Raw genomic sequence first — 16745 nt, 5'->3', positions numbered from 1 at the left:
CAAATCACCGTTTGCTTTTGATGATGGTGCCCAGGCCTTGCAGATAGGCCACCAGCGCGTCCATTTCGGTTTTGCCCTTCACGGCATCTTTTGCACCGGCGATGTCTTCGTCGGTGTAAGGAACGCCGAGGGTGCGCAAGACTTCCATTTTCTTCGCGGTGTCTTTGCCGTCGAGCTTGTTTTCCACGAGGAACGGGTAAGCCGGCATTTTCGACTCAGGCACCACGTTGCGCGGGTTGTACAAGTGCGCACGCTGCCAGTCATCGGAGTAACGACCGCCAACACGGGCCAGGTCCGGACCGGTACGCTTGGAACCCCACAGGAACGGGTGGTCCCAAACGCTTTCACCGGCTACCGAGTAGTGACCATAACGTTCGGTTTCAGCGCGGAACGGACGGATCATCTGCGAGTGGCAGCCGACACAACCGTTGGCGATGAAAATGTCACGGCCTTCAAGTTCCAGCGCCGGGCGTGGCTTCATGCCTTCAACCGGCTTGTTGGTCACGTCCTGAAAAAACAAGGGGACGATCTGGGTCAGGCCGCCAATACTGACGGCGATAACCATGAAGAAGGCCAGCAGGCCAATATTCTTCTCGACTGCTTCATGCTTCATCAGTGAGCTCCAACGACAGCGATCTGAGCGGCGGCTTCAGCATCTTCCGGATTCGAGGCGCGTACGGTGCGGAACACGTTGTACGCCATGAACAGCATGCCGCTGGCAAAGAACGCACCACCCAGGGCGCGAACGATGAAACCAGGGTGGCTGGCTTGCAGGGCTTCGACGAAGGAGTAGGTGAGGGTGCCGTCATCGTTGATTGCACGCCACATCAGACCCTGGGTGATGCCGTTGACCCACATCGAGGCGATGTAGAGCACGGTACCGATGGTTGCGAGCCAGAAGTGCGTGTTGATCAGGCCGACGCTGTGCATCTGCGGACGACCGAAGATTTTCGGGATCATGTGGTACAGCGCACCGATCGAAATCATCGCCACCCAGCCCAAAGCACCGGCGTGTACGTGGCCGATGGTCCAGTCAGTGTAGTGAGACAGCGAGTTGACGGTCTTGATGGCCATCATCGGGCCTTCGAAGGTCGACATACCGTAGAACGCCAGAGACACGACCAGGAAGCGCAGGATCGGGTCGGTACGCAGCTTATGCCAGGCGCCCGACAGGGTCATCATGCCGTTGATCATGCCGCCCCAGCTTGGCGCCAGCAGGATGATCGACATCGCCATACCCAGCGACTGAGCCCAGTCCGGCAGTGCGGTGTAGTGCAGGTGGTGCGGACCAGCCCAGATGTACAGGGTAATCAGTGCCCAGAAGTGCACGATCGACAGGCGATACGAGTAGATCGGGCGCTCGGCCTGTTTAGGCACGAAGTAGTACATCATCCCCAGAAAGCCCGTGGTCAGGAAGAAACCTACCGCGTTGTGGCCGTACCACCACTGGATCATGGCGTCGGTTGCACCGGCGTACGCCGAGTAGGACTTGAAGAAACTGACCGGCAGGGAGGCGTGGTTGACGATGTGCAGCATCGCCGTCACGATGATGAAGGCACCATAGAACCAGTTACCGACATAGATGTGCTTGGTCTTGCGCTTCATGAGGGTGCCGAAAAACACCGCACCGTAGGTGACCCAGACGATAGCCAGCAGGATTGCCAGAGGCCATTCCAGTTCCGCGTATTCCTTGGTGGTGGTGTAACCCAGCGGCAAGGTAACGATCGCGCCGACGATTACAGCCTGCCATCCCCAGAAGTGGAAGGCGGCCATGCTGTCGGAAATCAGTCGCGTTTGGCAGGTTCGCTGCACGACGTAATAAGAAGTGGCAAACAGTGCACAACCACCGAAGGCGAAAATCACCAGGTTGGTGTGCAACGGGCGTAGGCGTCCAAACGTCGTCCACGGCAGGCCAAAGTTAAGTTCTGGCCATACGAGCTGTGAGGCGATGAAGACACCGAGCCCCATGCCAAGGATCCCCCAGACCACCGTCATGATGGCGAACTGGCGGACTACCTTATAGTTATAAGCAGTCGGACTGATTGCTGTGCTCATTCTAAGGTTCCACGGTTTAGGTGTTTTATTAGGGATAAAAATCGGTCGCAAGTATGGAGAAAGCGGGGGGTCATTGCAACGCGCCATGACCCATGTCAATGCTTTCAAAAGCTGATTCTGCGGCCTTTCCATGCTCCGCGTAGGGACAAAATTGCCCACAGACAAAATGTCTCGGCGGACGAAAAAGGCGAGGGGGTCGGGTCAGTTGTAACTGGGTGTGTTCAAACGAGGTGGGCGGGTGACAGACGGCAATTTGCGCGACAGCCGGTATCTACCAGCCTTTGCGGCCTGTCATCGAACGGATTCGTCGAACGCATCGTGTACGGTTGACCCTGACCGGCTGTTGCCAGTCCACTCCGGAGCAAGCTTAGACGTGAATCCGTGGAACCGAAAGGCGGGCCCAATGGAGGGTGCGACAATGCGTCGCAAAGGGGCAGGGAACTGCCGCATTCGGGTGAATACGGCAGCAGAGCGGTCAGGATTTATTCGGTTGTGCTTTCAGCCTGCAAACGCTCGGCGGGGGCAGAGTGAGACAGGCTGTAAACGTAAGCGGCCAGCAGGTGAACCTTGTCGTTGCCTTGCAACTGAGCTTGCGCAGGCATCTGGCCCTGACGGCCGTAACGGATGGTCTGCTGCAGTTGAGCGAAGCTCGAACCGTAGATGAGCGCTTCCGGGTGAGTCAGGTTCGGCGCGCCCATTGCCGGGGTGCCTTTGCCTTCCGGACCGTGGCAGGCCACGCAGTTCGCCGCGAAGATCTTCTGGCCGGCAACTGGATCAGCTTTTGCGTCTTCCGGCAGTTTGCGGCCACCGAGGCCGGTCAGTACGAAAGAGGCGACGTCGCTGACGCCTTGCTCACCGATGACTTCACCCCAGGCTGGCATCATCGCGTGACGGCCGCCCATGATGGTGGTCTTGATGGTTTCCGGCTCACCGCCCCAGCGCCAGACTTTACCGGTCAGGTTGGGGAAGCCATAAGCGCCTTTGGCGTCGGAACCGTGGCAAACCGAGCAGTTGGAGGCGAACAGGCGGCCACCCATCTTCAGGGCTTGCGGGTCCTTGGCGACTTCTTCAATCGGCATGGCGGCGAACTTGGCGAAGATCGGACCGAATTTGGCGTCGGCCTTGGCCATTTCCCGCTCCCATTCCTTGGTCTGGGTCCAGCCGTCTTGATAGCCCGGCAGGATGCCTTTCCAGTTGCCCAGGCCCGGATAAAGGATCAGGTAGCCGACGGCAAACACCAGCGTTCCGGCGAACAGCATGAACCACCACTGCGGCAGCGGATTGTCGTACTCCTCGATGCCGTCGAAACTGTGGCCCATGGTCTGGTCGACGCTGCCCTTGGTTTCGCCCTTGCGGGTGCCGATCAGTAGCCACGTCAGACCGATCAGGCTGCCAATGGTCAGTACGCAGATCCACGTACTCCAAAAGGTCGTCATGGCTGGGTACTCCTTGTTGTTGCTGTTGCTTGGCTATGGGTGTCGTCGGGTTGCGATTCATCGGCAAAGGGCAGCAGGCGCGCTTCGGCGAATTCCGCGCTGCGTTTGCCGTTGAATACCCAGAGCGCCAGTCCGACAAACGCTACGAATACGACGACAGTGCCCAGGCCGCGGATCATTCCAGTACTCATTTCAAACACCATGGCTCACCTCTTGCTCTTGATCGCAGTGCCGAGCACTTGCAGGTAGGCGACGAGTGCGTCCATTTCGGTCTTGCCCTTGAGCGTTTCGGTGGCACCGGCGATGTCTTCGTCGGTGTACGGAACGCCGAGGGTGCGCATGACCCGCAATTTGGCTTCGGTGTGGCTGCTGTCCAGCGCGTTGGCCACCAGCCATGGGTAGGCGGGCATTTTTGACTCCGGCACGACGTTACGCGGGTTGTACAAGTGCGCGCGATGCCAGTCTTCCGAGTAGCGACCGCCGACCCGGGCCAGGTCCGGGCCGGTGCGCTTGGAGCCCCACAGGAAGGGGTGATCCCAGACGCTTTCGCCCGCCACCGAGTAGTGGCCGTAGCGTTCGGTTTCAGCACGGAATGGGCGGATCATCTGCGAATGGCAGCCGACGCAACCTTCGCGGATGTAGAGGTCGCGACCTTCGAGCTGCAGCGCGGTGTAAGGTTTCATGCCTTCGACCGGCTTGTTGGTGACGTCCTGGAAGAACAGCGGGACGATCTGGGTCAGACCGCCGATGCTCACCGCGAAGACCATCAGCAGCAACAGCAGGCCGACGTTTTTCTCAATCGTTTCGTGTTTCATGGCGGACTCCTCAGGCCATCTGCGCCGCGGCGGCGACTTCGGCTGGCTGTGCGGCACGCACGGTGCGCCAGGTGTTGTAAGCCATCAGCAGCATGCCGCTGAAGAAGATCGCGCCGCCCACCAGTCGCACGACGTAGCCTGGGTGGCTGGCCACCAGGGTTTCGACGAAGGAGTAGGTCAGCGTGCCGTCTTCGTTGACCGCGCGCCACATCAGGCCCTGGGCGATACCGTTGACCCACATCGAGGCGATGTAGAGCACGGTGCCGATGGTTGCGAGCCAGAAGTGCGCGTTGATCAGGCCGAGGCTGTGCATCTGCGTGCGGCCGAAGATTTTCGGGATCATGTGGTACAGCGCGCCAATCGAGATCATTGCTACCCAGCCGAGTGCGCCGGCGTGTACATGGCCGATGGTCCAGTCGGTGTAGTGGGAGAGGGCGTTGACCGTCTTGATGGCCATCATCGGCCCTTCGAAGGTCGACATGCCGTAGAACGCCAGGGACACCACGAGGAAGCGCAGGATCGGGTCGCTGCGCAACTTATGCCAGGCGCCCGAGAGGGTCATCATGCCGTTGATCATGCCGCCCCAGCTCGGAGCCAGCAGCACCAGGGACATCACCATGCCCAGCGACTGCGCCCAGTCCGGCAGCGCGGTGTAGTGCAGGTGGTGCGGGCCGGCCCAGATGTACAAGGTGATCAGTGCCCAGAAGTGCACGATCGACAGGCGATACGAGTACACCGGACGTTCGGCCTGTTTCGGCACGAAGTAATACATCATCCCGAGGAAGCCGGCGGTGAGGAAAAACCCTACCGCGTTGTGCCCGTACCACCACTGCACCATGGCATCCGTCGCACCGCCGTAGGCCGAGTAGGACTTGGTCCAGCTCACCGGCAGGGAGGCGTGGTTGACGATATGCAGGATGGCCACGGTGATGATGAACGCACCGAAGAACCAGTTACCGACGTAGATGTGCTTGGTCTTGCGCTTCATCACCGTGCCGAAGAAAACCACGCCGTAGGCGACCCAGACGATGGCGATCAAAATGGCGATCGGCCATTCCAGCTCGGCGTATTCCTTGGAAGTGGTGTAGCCCAGCGGCAGGCTGATGGCGGCCAGGACAATGACCAACTGCCAGCCCCAGAAGCAGAACGCGGCGATTTTCGGCGCGAACAGCTGCGTCTGGCAGGTACGTTGCACCGAATAGAAGGAGCTGGCGAACAGGGCGCAACCGCCGAACGCGAAGATCACCGCGTTGGTGTGCAGCGGCCGCAAGCGGCCGAAGCTGGTCCAGGGCAAATTGAAGTTGAGTTCGGGCCAGACCAATTGAGCCGCGAGAAAAACCCCGAGCCCCATGCCGACGATGCCCCACACCACCGTCATAATGGCGAATTGGCGGACCACCTTGTAGTTATAGGCGGTACTTAAAGAAGTGTTCATGGTTCCCCATCCACGGTTCAGCCGAAGTGAAAGCGTCCGCGCAAGGCGATGACGCTCTCTTCGCCTGGAGTTATAGGCAGATTAAAAGCGAGGTAAGCATGGACAAACAGCACATAGCCAGTATTGACGGGGATCAATGGGCGCAGTGCGTGCAGGATCACGGATGGTTGTGGGGTGCCGCCTCTGTGCCGGCATCGGCAACGCTGATTTTCGCTCATGGCGCCGGCGCACCGATGGACAGTGACTGGATGAACGACATCGCTGCACGCCTTGCCGGGCTTGGCGTCAACGTATTGCGTTTCGAGTTTCCGTACATGGCGCAACGGCGCATGGATGGTGGCAAGCGCCCGCCGAATCCGGCGCCCAAATTGCTCGAATGCTGGCGTGAAGTGCATGCCCTGGTGCGACGTCATGTCGCTGGGCGTCTGGCCATCGGCGGCAAGTCCATGGGCGGACGCATGGCCAGTTTGCTGGCCGATGAGTTGGGGGCGGATGGGTTGGTGTGTCTGGGGTATCCGTTTTATGCGGTGGGTAAACCGGAGAAGCCGCGTGTCGAGCATTTGGCCGGGCTCAAGACGCCGACGCTGATTGTGCAGGGGGAGAGGGATGCGTTGGGTAATCGTCCGGCTGTTGAAGGGTATGAGTTGTCGCCGAGTATCGAGGTGTTTTGGTTGACGGCAGCCGACCATGATTTGAAGCCGTTGAAGGCTTCGGGCTTTACCCATGAGCAGCATTTGGAATCAACGGCGAAAAAGGTTGCTGGATTTCTGTAGCAAGCAAGATCAAAAGATCGCAGGCTGCGGCAGCTCCTACAGGGTGTACGCCGATCAAATGTAGGAACTGGCGCAGCCTGCGATCTTTTGAGTTTATTGTCAGCGGTTAAACCGCTCCACCAACGAATACTGGGTACTCGCCGTACGGGTCAGCTCTTCACTCAGCAGGGCCGAGTTCTGTGCCTGTTCCGAGGTCTGGTCAGCCAGTTGCGCAATGGTGCTGATGTTGCGGCTGATCTCTTCGGCCACAGCACTTTGCTCTTCGGTCGCCGCCGCAATCTGGGTGGTCATGTCGGTGATGTTGGCCACCGCTTCGCTGATGCCCACCAGTGCCTGGTCCGCTTCCAGGACCCGCGCCACGCCTTCTTCAGCCTGGCGGTGGCCCGCTTCCATGGTTTGCACCGCGGTGCTGGCGGTTTGCTGGAGCTTGGCGATCAGGCTGTGGATCTGCCCGGTCGATTCGCTGGTGCGTTGCGCCAGTTGCCGTACTTCGTCGGCAACCACCGCAAAACCACGTCCCATCTCACCGGCGCGAGCCGCTTCGATGGCAGCGTTCAAGGCCAGCAGGTTGGTCTGGTCGGCAATGCCTTTGATCACGTCGACCACGCCGCCGATTTCGTCGCTGTCCTTGGCCAGTTGGGTCACGGTCAGACCGGTTTCACCGACGACCACCGACAGACGCTGGATTGCGTCACGGGTTTCACCGGCGATGTCACGCCCGCGACCGGTCAGGCGATTGGCTTCCTGGGTGGCGTCAGCGGTGCGTTGCACGTGGCTGGCGACTTCCTGGGTGGTGGCGGCCATCTGGTTGACAGCGGTTGCCACTTGTTCGGTCTCGACGCGCTGGCGTTCCAGGCCTGTCGAGCTTTTGTGTGCCAGGGTGTCGGACTGTCGAGCCTGTTCGGTCAGGTGCTCGGCGGTGTCTTGGAGGCGAGTCAGGCAGGTTTTCAGACGGGCTTCCTGGCTGAGGATCGACATTTCCAGGCGCGCTTGAGCGCCGCGGCTGTCGGTGTACATCTGCGCAATCAGCGGGTCGGACGTGGTCTGCTCGGCCAGGCGCAGCAAGCGCTTGAGACCGCGCTGTTGCCAGCTCAAGCCCAGTAGGCCGAGCGGCACGGACAGCCCGGCGGCCAAGACAAAACCCCACTGCGAGTTGAGCGTGGCGCCGATCATGAAGCTCAGTTGGCTGACCAGAATGAACGGCAACCAGTCTTGTAGCACCGGCAGCCATTTGTCTGTTTGAGGAATAGCCGACTTGCCCTGATTGATGCGTTGGTAGAGCGCTTCGGCGCGTCGGATCTGTTCGGCGGTGGGCTTGACCCGCACCGACTCGTAACCGACCACCTGATTGCCGTCGAACACCGGTGTGACATAGGCGTTAACCCAGTAGTGGTCACCGGTCTTGCAGCGATTCTTGACAATGCCCATCCATGGCAAGCCTTGTTTCAGTGTGCCCCACATGTGCGCGAAGACCGCAGTCGGGACGTCGGGGTGACGAACCAGGTTGTGCGGCGCACGGATCAGCTCCTCACGAGAAAACCCGCAGATTTCGACGAAAGCGTCGTTGCAGTAGGTGATCAGGCCTTTGGCATCGGTCGTGGAAATCAACCGTTGCTGAGCCGGGAAGGTCCGTTCGCGTTGTGTAATGGGCTGGTTATTACGCATGGCTTATTCAATCCGCAAGGCTTTGACAGGGTGTCGGCAATGCCAGGAATAAATTGAAAATTTATTTTCAATATTCAGCAGTGCCGCACATTGTTTGGTCTTCAACCCGCGAGCATCGGGTAGGTAAAGAGGCCAAAGTGCAGCAGATTCAAGCCAAAGTGCGTGGCGATTGCTGCCCCCAATCCACCGAAACGGTACGCCAGCCCGTAACCGACCCCGGCAAGGCTCGCCAGCAGCACCCATTGCCAGCCAGCGCCCAGGTGCGCCAAGCCGAACAACAGTGCGGTGCTGAGCAGGGCGAGGTGTTCGCCGTAGCGCAGGTGTTGCAGGCAACGGCTCAAACCACCCTGAATGTAACCGCGAAACAGCGCTTCCTCGACCAAGGTCACCAGCAGCAGGTTATTCAGCACCCAGAGCCAGGATTGATCGGGCCACTTCGGCGCCCAACTGATCATACCCAGCAGCAGCGCGCCACCCAAAGCGGCCAGCACACTCAAGGTCAGCGCCATGGCGGTGGCGTAAACGGACAGTCGTAGCGAGTGCCGGCCAACAATCCACGGGCAAACCAGCAACAGCCAGAAGCCAATCAGTGGTTTGTCCAGATTCAGGTACATGGAAAACGGCGCCGCATCAGCGGTGAAGCGTTCCGGTCCGATACCGTGACCGTTGTAGAAACCGGGAAGCCAGTGCATTGCCAGCGCCACCGCCAGGAAAATGAACAAGCCGTGACCCAGGACGCGGCCGACCTGGATCTGTTGCTGGCGAACGGCAAAACCGGCAAACAGTAACAACCCGACGGAAATGGCCGCCAGCCAGCCGAGTTGGCCGTAGATCAGGGCCAATGCGTAGCCGATGGAGAGGAGTGCCAGGTAGAGCCATGGCAGAGCATTCATGTGAAGTCCTTGTGAGCGGTGGTGCCAGTTTGGGCGCCAAGATCGCAGCCTGCGGCAGCTCCTACAGGGGAACACAATGCAGGAGCTGCCGCAGGCTGCGATCTTTTCTGAGGCGTGCGATTAAAGGGACGTTCGCGACGCAAACAAAAACACCGCCCGAAGGCGGTGTTTTTGTCAGTGCGACATTATGAAGCAATCAACTGTCGCAACACGTAATGCAGAATCCCTCCCGCTTTGAAGTATTCCACTTCGTTCAAGGTGTCGATCCGGCACAACACGTCCACCTTCTTGCTGCTGCCGTCTTCGCGGGTGATCAGCAGCGTCAGGTTCATTCGCGGCGTCAGCTCGACGCCCGTCAGCCCTTGAATGTCGAGTGTCTCCTTGCCGGTCAGGTTCAGGCTCTTGCGGTTCTGATCGAGCTTGAATTGCAGCGGCAGCACGCCCATGCCCACCAGGTTGGAACGGTGAATCCGTTCGAAGCTCTCGGCAATCACCGCTTTGACGCCCAGCAGATTGGTGCCCTTGGCTGCCCAGTCACGGCTTGAACCGGTGCCGTACTCCTGGCCCGCGATCACCACCAACGGAGTGCCTGCCGCTTGATAGCGCATGGCGGCATCGTAGATCGCCAGTTTCTCCCCGGTTGGAATGTAGAGTGTATTGCCGCCTTCTTCGCCGCCGAGCATTTCGTTGCGAATGCGGATGTTGGCGAAGGTTCCGCGCATCATCACTTCATGGTTGCCGCGACGTGAGCCGTAAGAGTTGAAATCTCGTGGTTCCACACCGTGTTCGCGCAGGTAGTGTCCGGCCGGACTGTCAGCCTTGATGTTGCCGGCAGGGGAGATGTGGTCGGTGGTCACCGAATCACCGAGCAGGGCCAGCACGCGTGCACCGCTGATGTCCTGAATCACCGGCAGGGGGCCGGAAATGTCATCGAAGAACGGCGGATGCTGGATGTAGGTGGAATCCTTCTGCCAGACGTAGGTTGCTGCTTGTGGGACTTCGATGGCTTGCCACTGCGCATCCCCGGCGAACACTTCGGCGTATTCCTTGTGGAACATTGCGGTGTCGACCTGCGCCACGGCGTCGGCGATTTCCTTGCTGCTTGGCCAGATGTCCCGCAGGTACACCGGTTTGCCATCCTTGCCTTCACCCAGCGATTCGCTGCTGATGTCCATGCGCACGCTGCCGGCCAAGGCATACGCGACGACCAGCGGAGGGGAGGCCAGCCAGTTGGTTTTCACCAGTGGGTGCACGCGACCTTCGAAGTTGCGGTTGCCGGACAGCACTGAGGCGACGGCCAGGTCGGAGCTCTGGATGGCTTTTTCAATCGGTTCCAGCAACGGCCCGGAGTTACCGATGCACGTGGTGCAGCCGTAGCCGACCAGAGAAAAGCCCAGTTGATCGAGGTACTGGGTCAGGCCGGCGGCCTTGTAGTAGTCGGTGACTACTTTGGAACCCGGCGCCAGAGAGCTTTTCACCCACGGCTTGCGTTTGAGACCTTTCTCCACGGCTTTTTTTGCCACTAACCCCGCAGCCATCATCACGCTCGGGTTGGAGGTGTTGGTGCAAGAGGTGATGGCGGCAATCACCACGGCACCGTTTTTCAGACGATAGGTCTGGCCCTCGTACTCGTAGTCCGCCTCGCTCACGAGATCGGCATTGCCGACGGCGACACCGCCGCCACCTTCGCTTTCGAGGCGGCCTTCTTCCTTGCTGGTGGGGCGGACGGGCTTGACTTGCAGGCCAAGGAAGTCAGTGAACGCCTGAGCGACATTCGGTAGCGACACGCGGTCCTGTGGGCGTTTGGGGCCGGCGAGGCTGGCTTCGACGCTGCTCATGTCCAACGCAAGACTGTCAGTGAACGCTGGTTCTTTACCGGGCAGACGCCACAGGCCCTGGGTTTTGCAGTAGGCCTCGACCAGTTTCACTACGGCGGTGGGCCGACCGGACAGGCGCAGGTACTCCAGTGTCACGTCGTCCACCGGAAAAAAGCCGCAGGTGGCGCCGTATTCCGGGGCCATGTTGGCGATGGTTGCGCGATCCGCCAACGGTAACTCGGCGAGGCCGTCACCATAAAACTCGACAAATTTGCCGACCACGCCTTTCTTGCGCAGCATCTGGGTGACGGTCAACACCAGGTCGGTGGCGGTAATACCTTCCTTGAGTTTGCCGGTGAGTTTGAAACCGATCACTTCCGGGATCAGCATCGACACCGGCTGGCCGAGCATTGCCGCTTCCGCTTCGATGCCACCCACCCCCCAGCCGAGTACGCCGAGGCCGTTGATCATGGTGGTGTGGGAATCGGTGCCGACCAGCGTATCCGGGAAGGCATAGGTGCGGCCGTCCTCATCCTTGGTCCACACGGTGCGGCCGAGGTATTCCAGATTGACCTGGTGACAGATGCCGGTGCCCGGCGGTACGACGCTGAAGTTGTCAAAGGCACTCTGGCCCCAGCGCAGGAAGGCGTAACGCTCGCCATTGCGCTGCATTTCGATGTCGACGTTCTGTGTGAAGGCCGTGCTGCTGGCGAATTTGTCGACCATCACCGAGTGGTCGATCACCAGGTCCACCGGCGACAGCGGATTGATTCGCTGCGGATCGCCACCGGCCTTGGCCATGGCGGCGCGCATGGCCGCGAGGTCGACCACCGCCGGCACGCCGGTGAAGTCCTGCATCAACACGCGCGCGGGGCGGTACTGGATTTCCCGGTCGCTGCGCCGCTCTTTGAGCCAGGCAGCGAGGGCCTTGAGGTCGGCGCCGGTGACGGTTTTTTCGTCTTCCCAGCGCAGCAGGTTTTCCAGAAGCACTTTGAGTGACATCGGCAGCTTGTCGAGATCGCCCAAGGACTTGGCGGCTTCTGGCAGGCTGAAATAATGGTAGGTCTTATCGTCGATTTTCAGCGTTTTAAGGGTCTTCAGACTATCGAGGGACGGCATTGAAATAACTCCTTTCAGACTGCGTGAAAACTACTGCGCTCGGCAATCCTGCGTTAAAAACAGGCTCAGAGTGCTCATTTACAACTCGTAGACTCCGCTTCCTCGCCTGTTTTTGCCTTGTCTTGCCTTCGCTCGCTACGTTTTCACGCAGTCTGTTCGGGTCCGCACGGCTACGGACTGACGGGGCAGACAGAGCTCTTAACCTAGTCCTGTTTGGGGCTTAAGGCTAATAACCGGGCTCTATGGACAGGTCCAGGGTTGCGAACTCGGCTATCATGCGCCGGTTTTCGTGACAGGCTTTGCTTCAACGCAAGTCTGGGCATCGCGCAGTGGCTGAATGTCTCGCCATCTGCACAGGAGTAAGAATGAATACCCTCTTTATGCATTGCCGGCCGGGCTTCGAAGGCGAAGTCTGTTCCGAGATTTCCGAGCATGCCGCGCGGCTGAACGTGGCCGGTTATGCCAAGGCCAAAACCGCCAGCGCCTGCGCCGAGTTTGTCTGCACCGAAGAAGATGGCGCCGAACGCCTGATGCGCGGCCAGCGTTTCGCCGAGCTGATTTTCCCGCGCCAATGGGCCCGCGGCATCTTTATTGATTTGCCGGAAACCGACCGCATCAGCGTGATCCTCGCCCATTTGGCGAGTTTCCCGACCTGCGGCAGTCTGTGGCTGGAAGTGGTCGACACCAACGACGGCAAAGAGCTGTCGAACTTCTGCAAGAAATTCGAAGGCCCGCTGCGCAAGGCGCTGACCGGCGCCGGCAAACTGGTGGAAGACGTCAACAAGCCGCGGTTGCTGCTGACCTTCAAAAGCGGCCGTGAAGTGTTCGTCGGCCTGGCCGAGGCCAACAACTCGGCGATGTGGCCGATGGGTATTCCGCGTTTGAAGTTTCCGCGTGAAGCGCCAAGCCGTTCCACCCTGAAGCTGGAAGAGGCGTGGCACCACTTCATCCCGCGTGATCAGTGGGACGAGCGCCTGCACAGCGACATGACCGGTGTCGACCTCGGCGCCGCGCCTGGCGGCTGGACCTGGCAGTTAGTCAATCGCGGCATGTTGGTGACGGCTATCGATAATGGCCCGATGGCTGAAAGCCTGATGGACACCGGGTTGGTGCAGCACTTGATGGCTGACGGTTTCACCTTCAAGCCCAAGCAACCGGTGGACTGGATGGTCTGCGACATCGTCGAGAAACCGGCGCGCAACGCCGCGATGCTGGAGGAGTGGATTGGCGAGGGGCATTGCCGCGAGGCGGTGGTCAACCTGAAGCTGCCGATGAAGCAACGTTATGCCGAAGTGAAGCGTTTGCTTGAGCGCATCGCAGAAGGTTTCAAGGCGCGTGGCATTCGGGTCGATATCGGCTGTAAACAGCTATACCACGACCGCGAGGAAGTGACCTGCCACTTGCGCCGGCATGATGTGAAAAAGCCGAAATCCCGCTAGCTCATCGGATCAACGTAGGAGCTGCCGCAGGCTGCGATCTTTTGATCTTGCTCCGCGGCATTTTTCAGCACCGCCAAAAGATCGCAGGCTTCGCCAGCTCCTACGCTGGCCGTGTACACCCGGGATTATGGATGTACGTCGATCACCGTAGGTGTGATGTAAGCCGATGATGACGTTGCACCCGACATTGCGCGACAATGCCGGCCAGTTTCAGGAGTGAGTCATGAGTGAAATGATCAATACGCCGGTAGACGGCACCCTCGACGCCACCGGCCTCAATTGCCCGGAGCCGGTGATGATGCTGCACCAGCATATTCGTGACCTGGTGCCTGGCGGCCTGCTCAAGGTGATCGCCACCGACCCGTCGACCCGTCGCGACATTCCCAAATTTTGCGTGTTTCTGGACCATGAACTGGTCGGACAGCATGAAGAGGCAGGCACCTACCTCTATTGGATTCGCAAGAAACTCGCTTAACCCGCCGAACGACTGATGCGAATCCGCTTGCGTGCACTGCGCGTCAGGCGGATCGACAGCATCAGCGCCGCGCAGCTCAAGCCCGCAATCAGACCTTCCCACAGCCCGCTCGGGCCGCTGGCCGGGCCGAACCAGTCGGTCAATCCCAGCATGTACCCCACCGGAAGGCCGATACCCCAATAGGCAAACAACGTCAGGACCATGGTCACCCGGGTGTCCTGGTAACCGCGCAGGGCGCCGGCGCAGATCACTTGGATAGCATCGGAAAACTGGTACAGCGCGGCATAGACGATCAGCATCGAGGCGATCTGGATAACGGTCTTGTCAGCGGTGTAGATCGAGGCGATAGGTTCACGCAGGAGCAGAATCAGGCTCGCCGAGAACGCGGCAAATACCAGTGCCGCGCCCAGGCCGACCTTCGCCGCGAAGCGCGCCTGATACGGGTTCCCGGCCCCCAGCGCCTGACCCACCCGTACGGTGACCGCCATCCCCAGGGAATAAGGAATCATGAACAGCAGCGAGCTGATGTTCAGGGCGATCTGGTGCCCGGCCACGACGGTCGACCCGAGGCTGCCGATCAGCAGGGCGATGACAGCAAAGATGCTGGACTCGGCAAAAACCGCGATACCGATCGGCAGGCCGATGCCGACCAAACGTTTGATCACCGCCCACTGCGGACGGTCGAAACGTGCCAGCACACGCGTGGGGGCATAGAAGGACGCCCAGCGGGTCCAGCCGGCCATGCTCAGCGCCATGAACCACATGACGATGCCGCTGGCCCAGCCACAACCGACGCCGCCGAGGGCCGGCAGGCCGAAATGACCATAGATCAGCGCGTAGTTCACCGGAATGTTGAGCAATAGACCGCTCAGGCCAATGACCATGCTTGGACGGGTGCGGCCCATGCCATCGCTGTAGCAGCGCAGCACGTAGTAGAAAGCAATGCCGGGAAAGCCGAAGGCGATACCTTGCAAGTAGCCCATGCTCGGTTCAATCAACTGCGGGTCGACTTTCATCCAGTGCAGGATCGGCTCGGCACTAAGCAACAGGCCACTGCCTATCAGTCCGGCACAGAGTGCCAGCCACAAAGCCTGGCGTGTCAGCGGACCGATCTCTTCGTGCTGCCCTGCGCCAAAGCGTTGGGCAATCTTGGGGGTGGTGGCCAGCAGAACCCCGGTCATCAGCAGGTAGATCGGAATCCAGATCGAATTACCCAGTGCGACCGCCGCCAAGTCTCGTGGGCTGACGCGGCCGGCCATCACCGCATCGACGAAGCCCATGGCCGTGGTTGCCAGCTGCGCGATCATGATCGGCAGTGCCAGGCCGAGCAGGTTTTTAAGCTCCAGGCGAATCCGGGCCGAGCGGTTGAGGGAAGTAGCGGCGAGGCTGTCAGTCACGGAGTTCACAGGTGAAGCGTCCAGAGGGGTTGATGCTTGGGGCGGCGCATTCTACGCGTTGACGTCGCAGTCAGGAAAACTCCAGTGTTGTGGATTTGTAAAGCACGCACCTTCACATGTGCCCGCCGTAGGAGCTGCCGCAGGCTGCGATCTCTTGATGTTGCTTTCCGATGGTCCTGAAGGGCAGCAACGCTCAAGAAAAATCGAAGATCAAGAGATCGCAGCCTGCGGCAGCTCCTACAACGATGTGCGCTACACTGCCGATCCGCCAAAGGAGCCTGCCATGCTGATTGTTGCCGACGAAAATATCCCGCTGCTCGATGCGTTCTTTGAAGGTTTCGGTGAAATCCGCCGCGTACCGGGACGCGCCATCGACCGCGCCACTGTCGAGGCGGCCGATGTGCTGCTGGTGCGTTCGGTGACCAGCGTCGACCGCGACTTGCTGGAAGGCAGCAAGGTGCGGTTTGTCGGCACCTGCACCATTGGTACGGATCACCTGGATCTGGACTACTTTCAGCAGGCCGGCATCACCTGGTCCAGTGCGCCGGGTTGTAATGCCCGGGGCGTGGTCGACTACGTGCTGGGCAGCCTGCTGACCCTGGCCGAAATCGAAGGCGTCGATCTGGCCGAGCGCACTTACGGGGTGGTCGGTGCCGGTGAAGTCGGCGGTCGACTGGTCAGGGTTCTGCAAGGTCTGGGCTGGAAGGTGCTGGTGTGCGATCCACCGCGTCAGGCGGCCGAAGGCGGCGAGTTCGTCAGTCTGGAGCAGATCATCGGGCAATGCGACGTGATCAGTTTGCACACTCCGTTGAGCAAAAGCGCTGAGCAGCCGACCTGGCACCTGTTTGACGAAAACCGTTTGAACCAGCTCAAGCCTGGCGCCTGGTTGATCAACGCCAGCCGTGGTCCGGTGGTGGACAACGCCGCGCTACGTGAGGTGCTGCTCGAGCGCGAAGACCTGCAAGCGGTGCTGGATGTGTGGGAAGGCGAGCCGAGTGTCGATATCGGGTTGGCCGAGCTGTGTGTGATCGCCACCCCGCATATCGCCGGTTACAGCCTCGACGGCAAGCAGCGCGGGACTGCACAGATCTATCAAGCGTTTTGCCAGTTCCTCGGGCAACCGGCCCAGGTTTCCCTTGATGAGTTGTTGCCGGCACCGTGGTTGGCGCAAGTCCACTTGAACGCCGGTTGTGATCCGGCCTGGGCGCTGGCGACGGTCTGCCGTGGGGTGTATGACCCGCGCCGCGATGACGCGGATTTCCGCCGCAGCCTGGTGGTCAGCGGTGCCGAGCAGCGTACGGCGTTTGACCTGTTGCGCAAGCATTACCCGGAGCGTCGAGAGATTGATGGGTTAAAGGTGCGCATTGACGGTGAGTCGCCGGCATTGCGGCAAATGGTGGTGGCGCTTGGGGCTGTAGCGATCTGA

General features: G+C 60.1%; 14 protein-coding genes. 4 read left to right on the top strand and 10 right to left on the bottom strand.

Annotation, left to right across the window (positions count from 1 at the left end; translation table 11 throughout):
- Nucleotides 1-4: 4 nt before the first annotated feature.
- From ccoO (BLL42_RS04595) to ccoN (BLL42_RS04570), 6 genes are all read right to left on the bottom strand, one after another.
- Nucleotides 5-613 carry a cytochrome-c oxidase, cbb3-type subunit II gene (gene ccoO, locus BLL42_RS04595; protein WP_054593209.1) on the bottom strand — a complete coding sequence of 203 codons (609 nt, stop codon included), beginning with the start codon at nt 611-613 and terminating at the stop codon, nt 5-7.
- A complete protein-coding gene (gene ccoN / locus BLL42_RS04590; protein WP_071550979.1) occupies nt 613-2055 on the bottom strand; it encodes a cytochrome-c oxidase, cbb3-type subunit I in 1443 nt (480 codons plus the stop codon). Before ccoN (BLL42_RS04590) ends, ccoO (BLL42_RS04595) begins: the two co-directional genes overlap by 1 nt.
- 482 nt (nt 2056-2537) lie before the next feature.
- A complete protein-coding gene (gene ccoP / locus BLL42_RS04585) occupies nt 2538-3491 on the bottom strand; it encodes a cytochrome-c oxidase, cbb3-type subunit III (RefSeq protein WP_071550978.1) in 954 nt (317 codons plus the stop codon).
- Nucleotides 3488-3694 carry a cbb3-type cytochrome oxidase subunit 3 gene (locus BLL42_RS04580; protein WP_071550977.1) on the bottom strand — a complete coding sequence of 69 codons (207 nt, stop codon included), beginning with the start codon at nt 3692-3694 and terminating at the stop codon, nt 3488-3490. The genes ccoP and BLL42_RS04580 overlap by 4 nt, the downstream gene beginning before the upstream one ends.
- Before the next feature lie 3 nt (nt 3695-3697).
- Nucleotides 3698-4306 carry a cytochrome-c oxidase, cbb3-type subunit II gene (ccoO, locus tag BLL42_RS04575; protein ID WP_071550976.1) on the bottom strand — a complete coding sequence of 203 codons (609 nt, stop codon included), beginning with the start codon at nt 4304-4306 and terminating at the stop codon, nt 3698-3700.
- Between the two features lie 10 nt (nt 4307-4316).
- A complete protein-coding gene (gene ccoN / locus BLL42_RS04570; RefSeq protein WP_071550975.1) occupies nt 4317-5741 on the bottom strand; it encodes a cytochrome-c oxidase, cbb3-type subunit I in 1425 nt (474 codons plus the stop codon).
- 98 nt (nt 5742-5839) lie between these two features.
- On the opposite strand from ccoN (BLL42_RS04570), the gene BLL42_RS04565 reads away from it, so the two are divergent.
- The gene (locus BLL42_RS04565; protein ID WP_071550974.1) at nt 5840-6514 is read left to right on the top strand and encodes an alpha/beta family hydrolase; all 675 of its coding nucleotides are present in this window, start codon (nt 5840-5842) and stop codon (nt 6512-6514) included.
- A 99-nt stretch (nt 6515-6613) separates the two neighbouring features.
- Here BLL42_RS04565 and BLL42_RS04560 read toward each other — a convergent pair whose 3' ends face one another.
- The 3 genes from BLL42_RS04560 to acnA all read right to left on the bottom strand — a co-directional run bounded on the left by BLL42_RS04560 (nt 6614) and on the right by acnA (nt 12008).
- Nucleotides 6614-8179, bottom strand: a complete 1566-nt coding sequence (locus BLL42_RS04560) for a methyl-accepting chemotaxis protein (RefSeq protein WP_071550973.1) — start codon at nt 8177-8179, stop codon at nt 6614-6616.
- Between the two features lie 101 nt (nt 8180-8280).
- Nucleotides 8281-9072 (bottom strand): CPBP family intramembrane glutamic endopeptidase, encoded by a 792-nt coding sequence (locus BLL42_RS04555; RefSeq protein WP_071550972.1) that lies wholly within the window; start codon nt 9070-9072, stop codon nt 8281-8283.
- A gap of 185 nt (nt 9073-9257) precedes the next feature.
- Nucleotides 9258-12008 carry an aconitate hydratase AcnA gene (acnA, locus tag BLL42_RS04550; RefSeq protein ID WP_071550971.1) on the bottom strand — a complete coding sequence of 917 codons (2751 nt, stop codon included), beginning with the start codon at nt 12006-12008 and terminating at the stop codon, nt 9258-9260.
- A 365-nt stretch (nt 12009-12373) separates the two neighbouring features.
- Between acnA and rlmM the strand changes: the two genes are divergently transcribed.
- Entirely contained in the window at nt 12374-13447 is a 1074-nt protein-coding gene (gene rlmM / locus BLL42_RS04545) for a 23S rRNA (cytidine(2498)-2'-O)-methyltransferase RlmM (protein WP_071550970.1), read from the top strand.
- A 223-nt stretch (nt 13448-13670) separates the two neighbouring features.
- A complete protein-coding gene (gene tusA / locus BLL42_RS04540) occupies nt 13671-13922 on the top strand; it encodes a sulfurtransferase TusA (RefSeq protein ID WP_071550969.1) in 252 nt (83 codons plus the stop codon).
- Here tusA and BLL42_RS04535 read toward each other — a convergent pair.
- Nucleotides 13919-15328, bottom strand: coding sequence for an MATE family efflux transporter (locus BLL42_RS04535; protein WP_071550968.1), 1410 nt, complete (start codon nt 15326-15328; stop codon nt 13919-13921). The genes tusA and BLL42_RS04535 overlap by 4 nt on opposite strands.
- Before the next feature lie 274 nt (nt 15329-15602).
- Between BLL42_RS04535 and pdxB the strand changes: the two genes are divergently transcribed.
- Nucleotides 15603-16745, top strand: coding sequence for a 4-phosphoerythronate dehydrogenase PdxB (pdxB, locus tag BLL42_RS04530; protein WP_071555701.1), 1143 nt, complete (start codon nt 15603-15605; stop codon nt 16743-16745).

The sequence above is a fragment of the Pseudomonas frederiksbergensis genome (assembly GCF_001874645.1).
GTDB classification, from domain to species: domain Bacteria; phylum Pseudomonadota; class Gammaproteobacteria; order Pseudomonadales; family Pseudomonadaceae; genus Aquipseudomonas; species Aquipseudomonas frederiksbergensis_B.
Note: the sequence above shows the minus strand (reverse complement) of the source record. Positions and strands in the feature narration are given on the sequence as shown.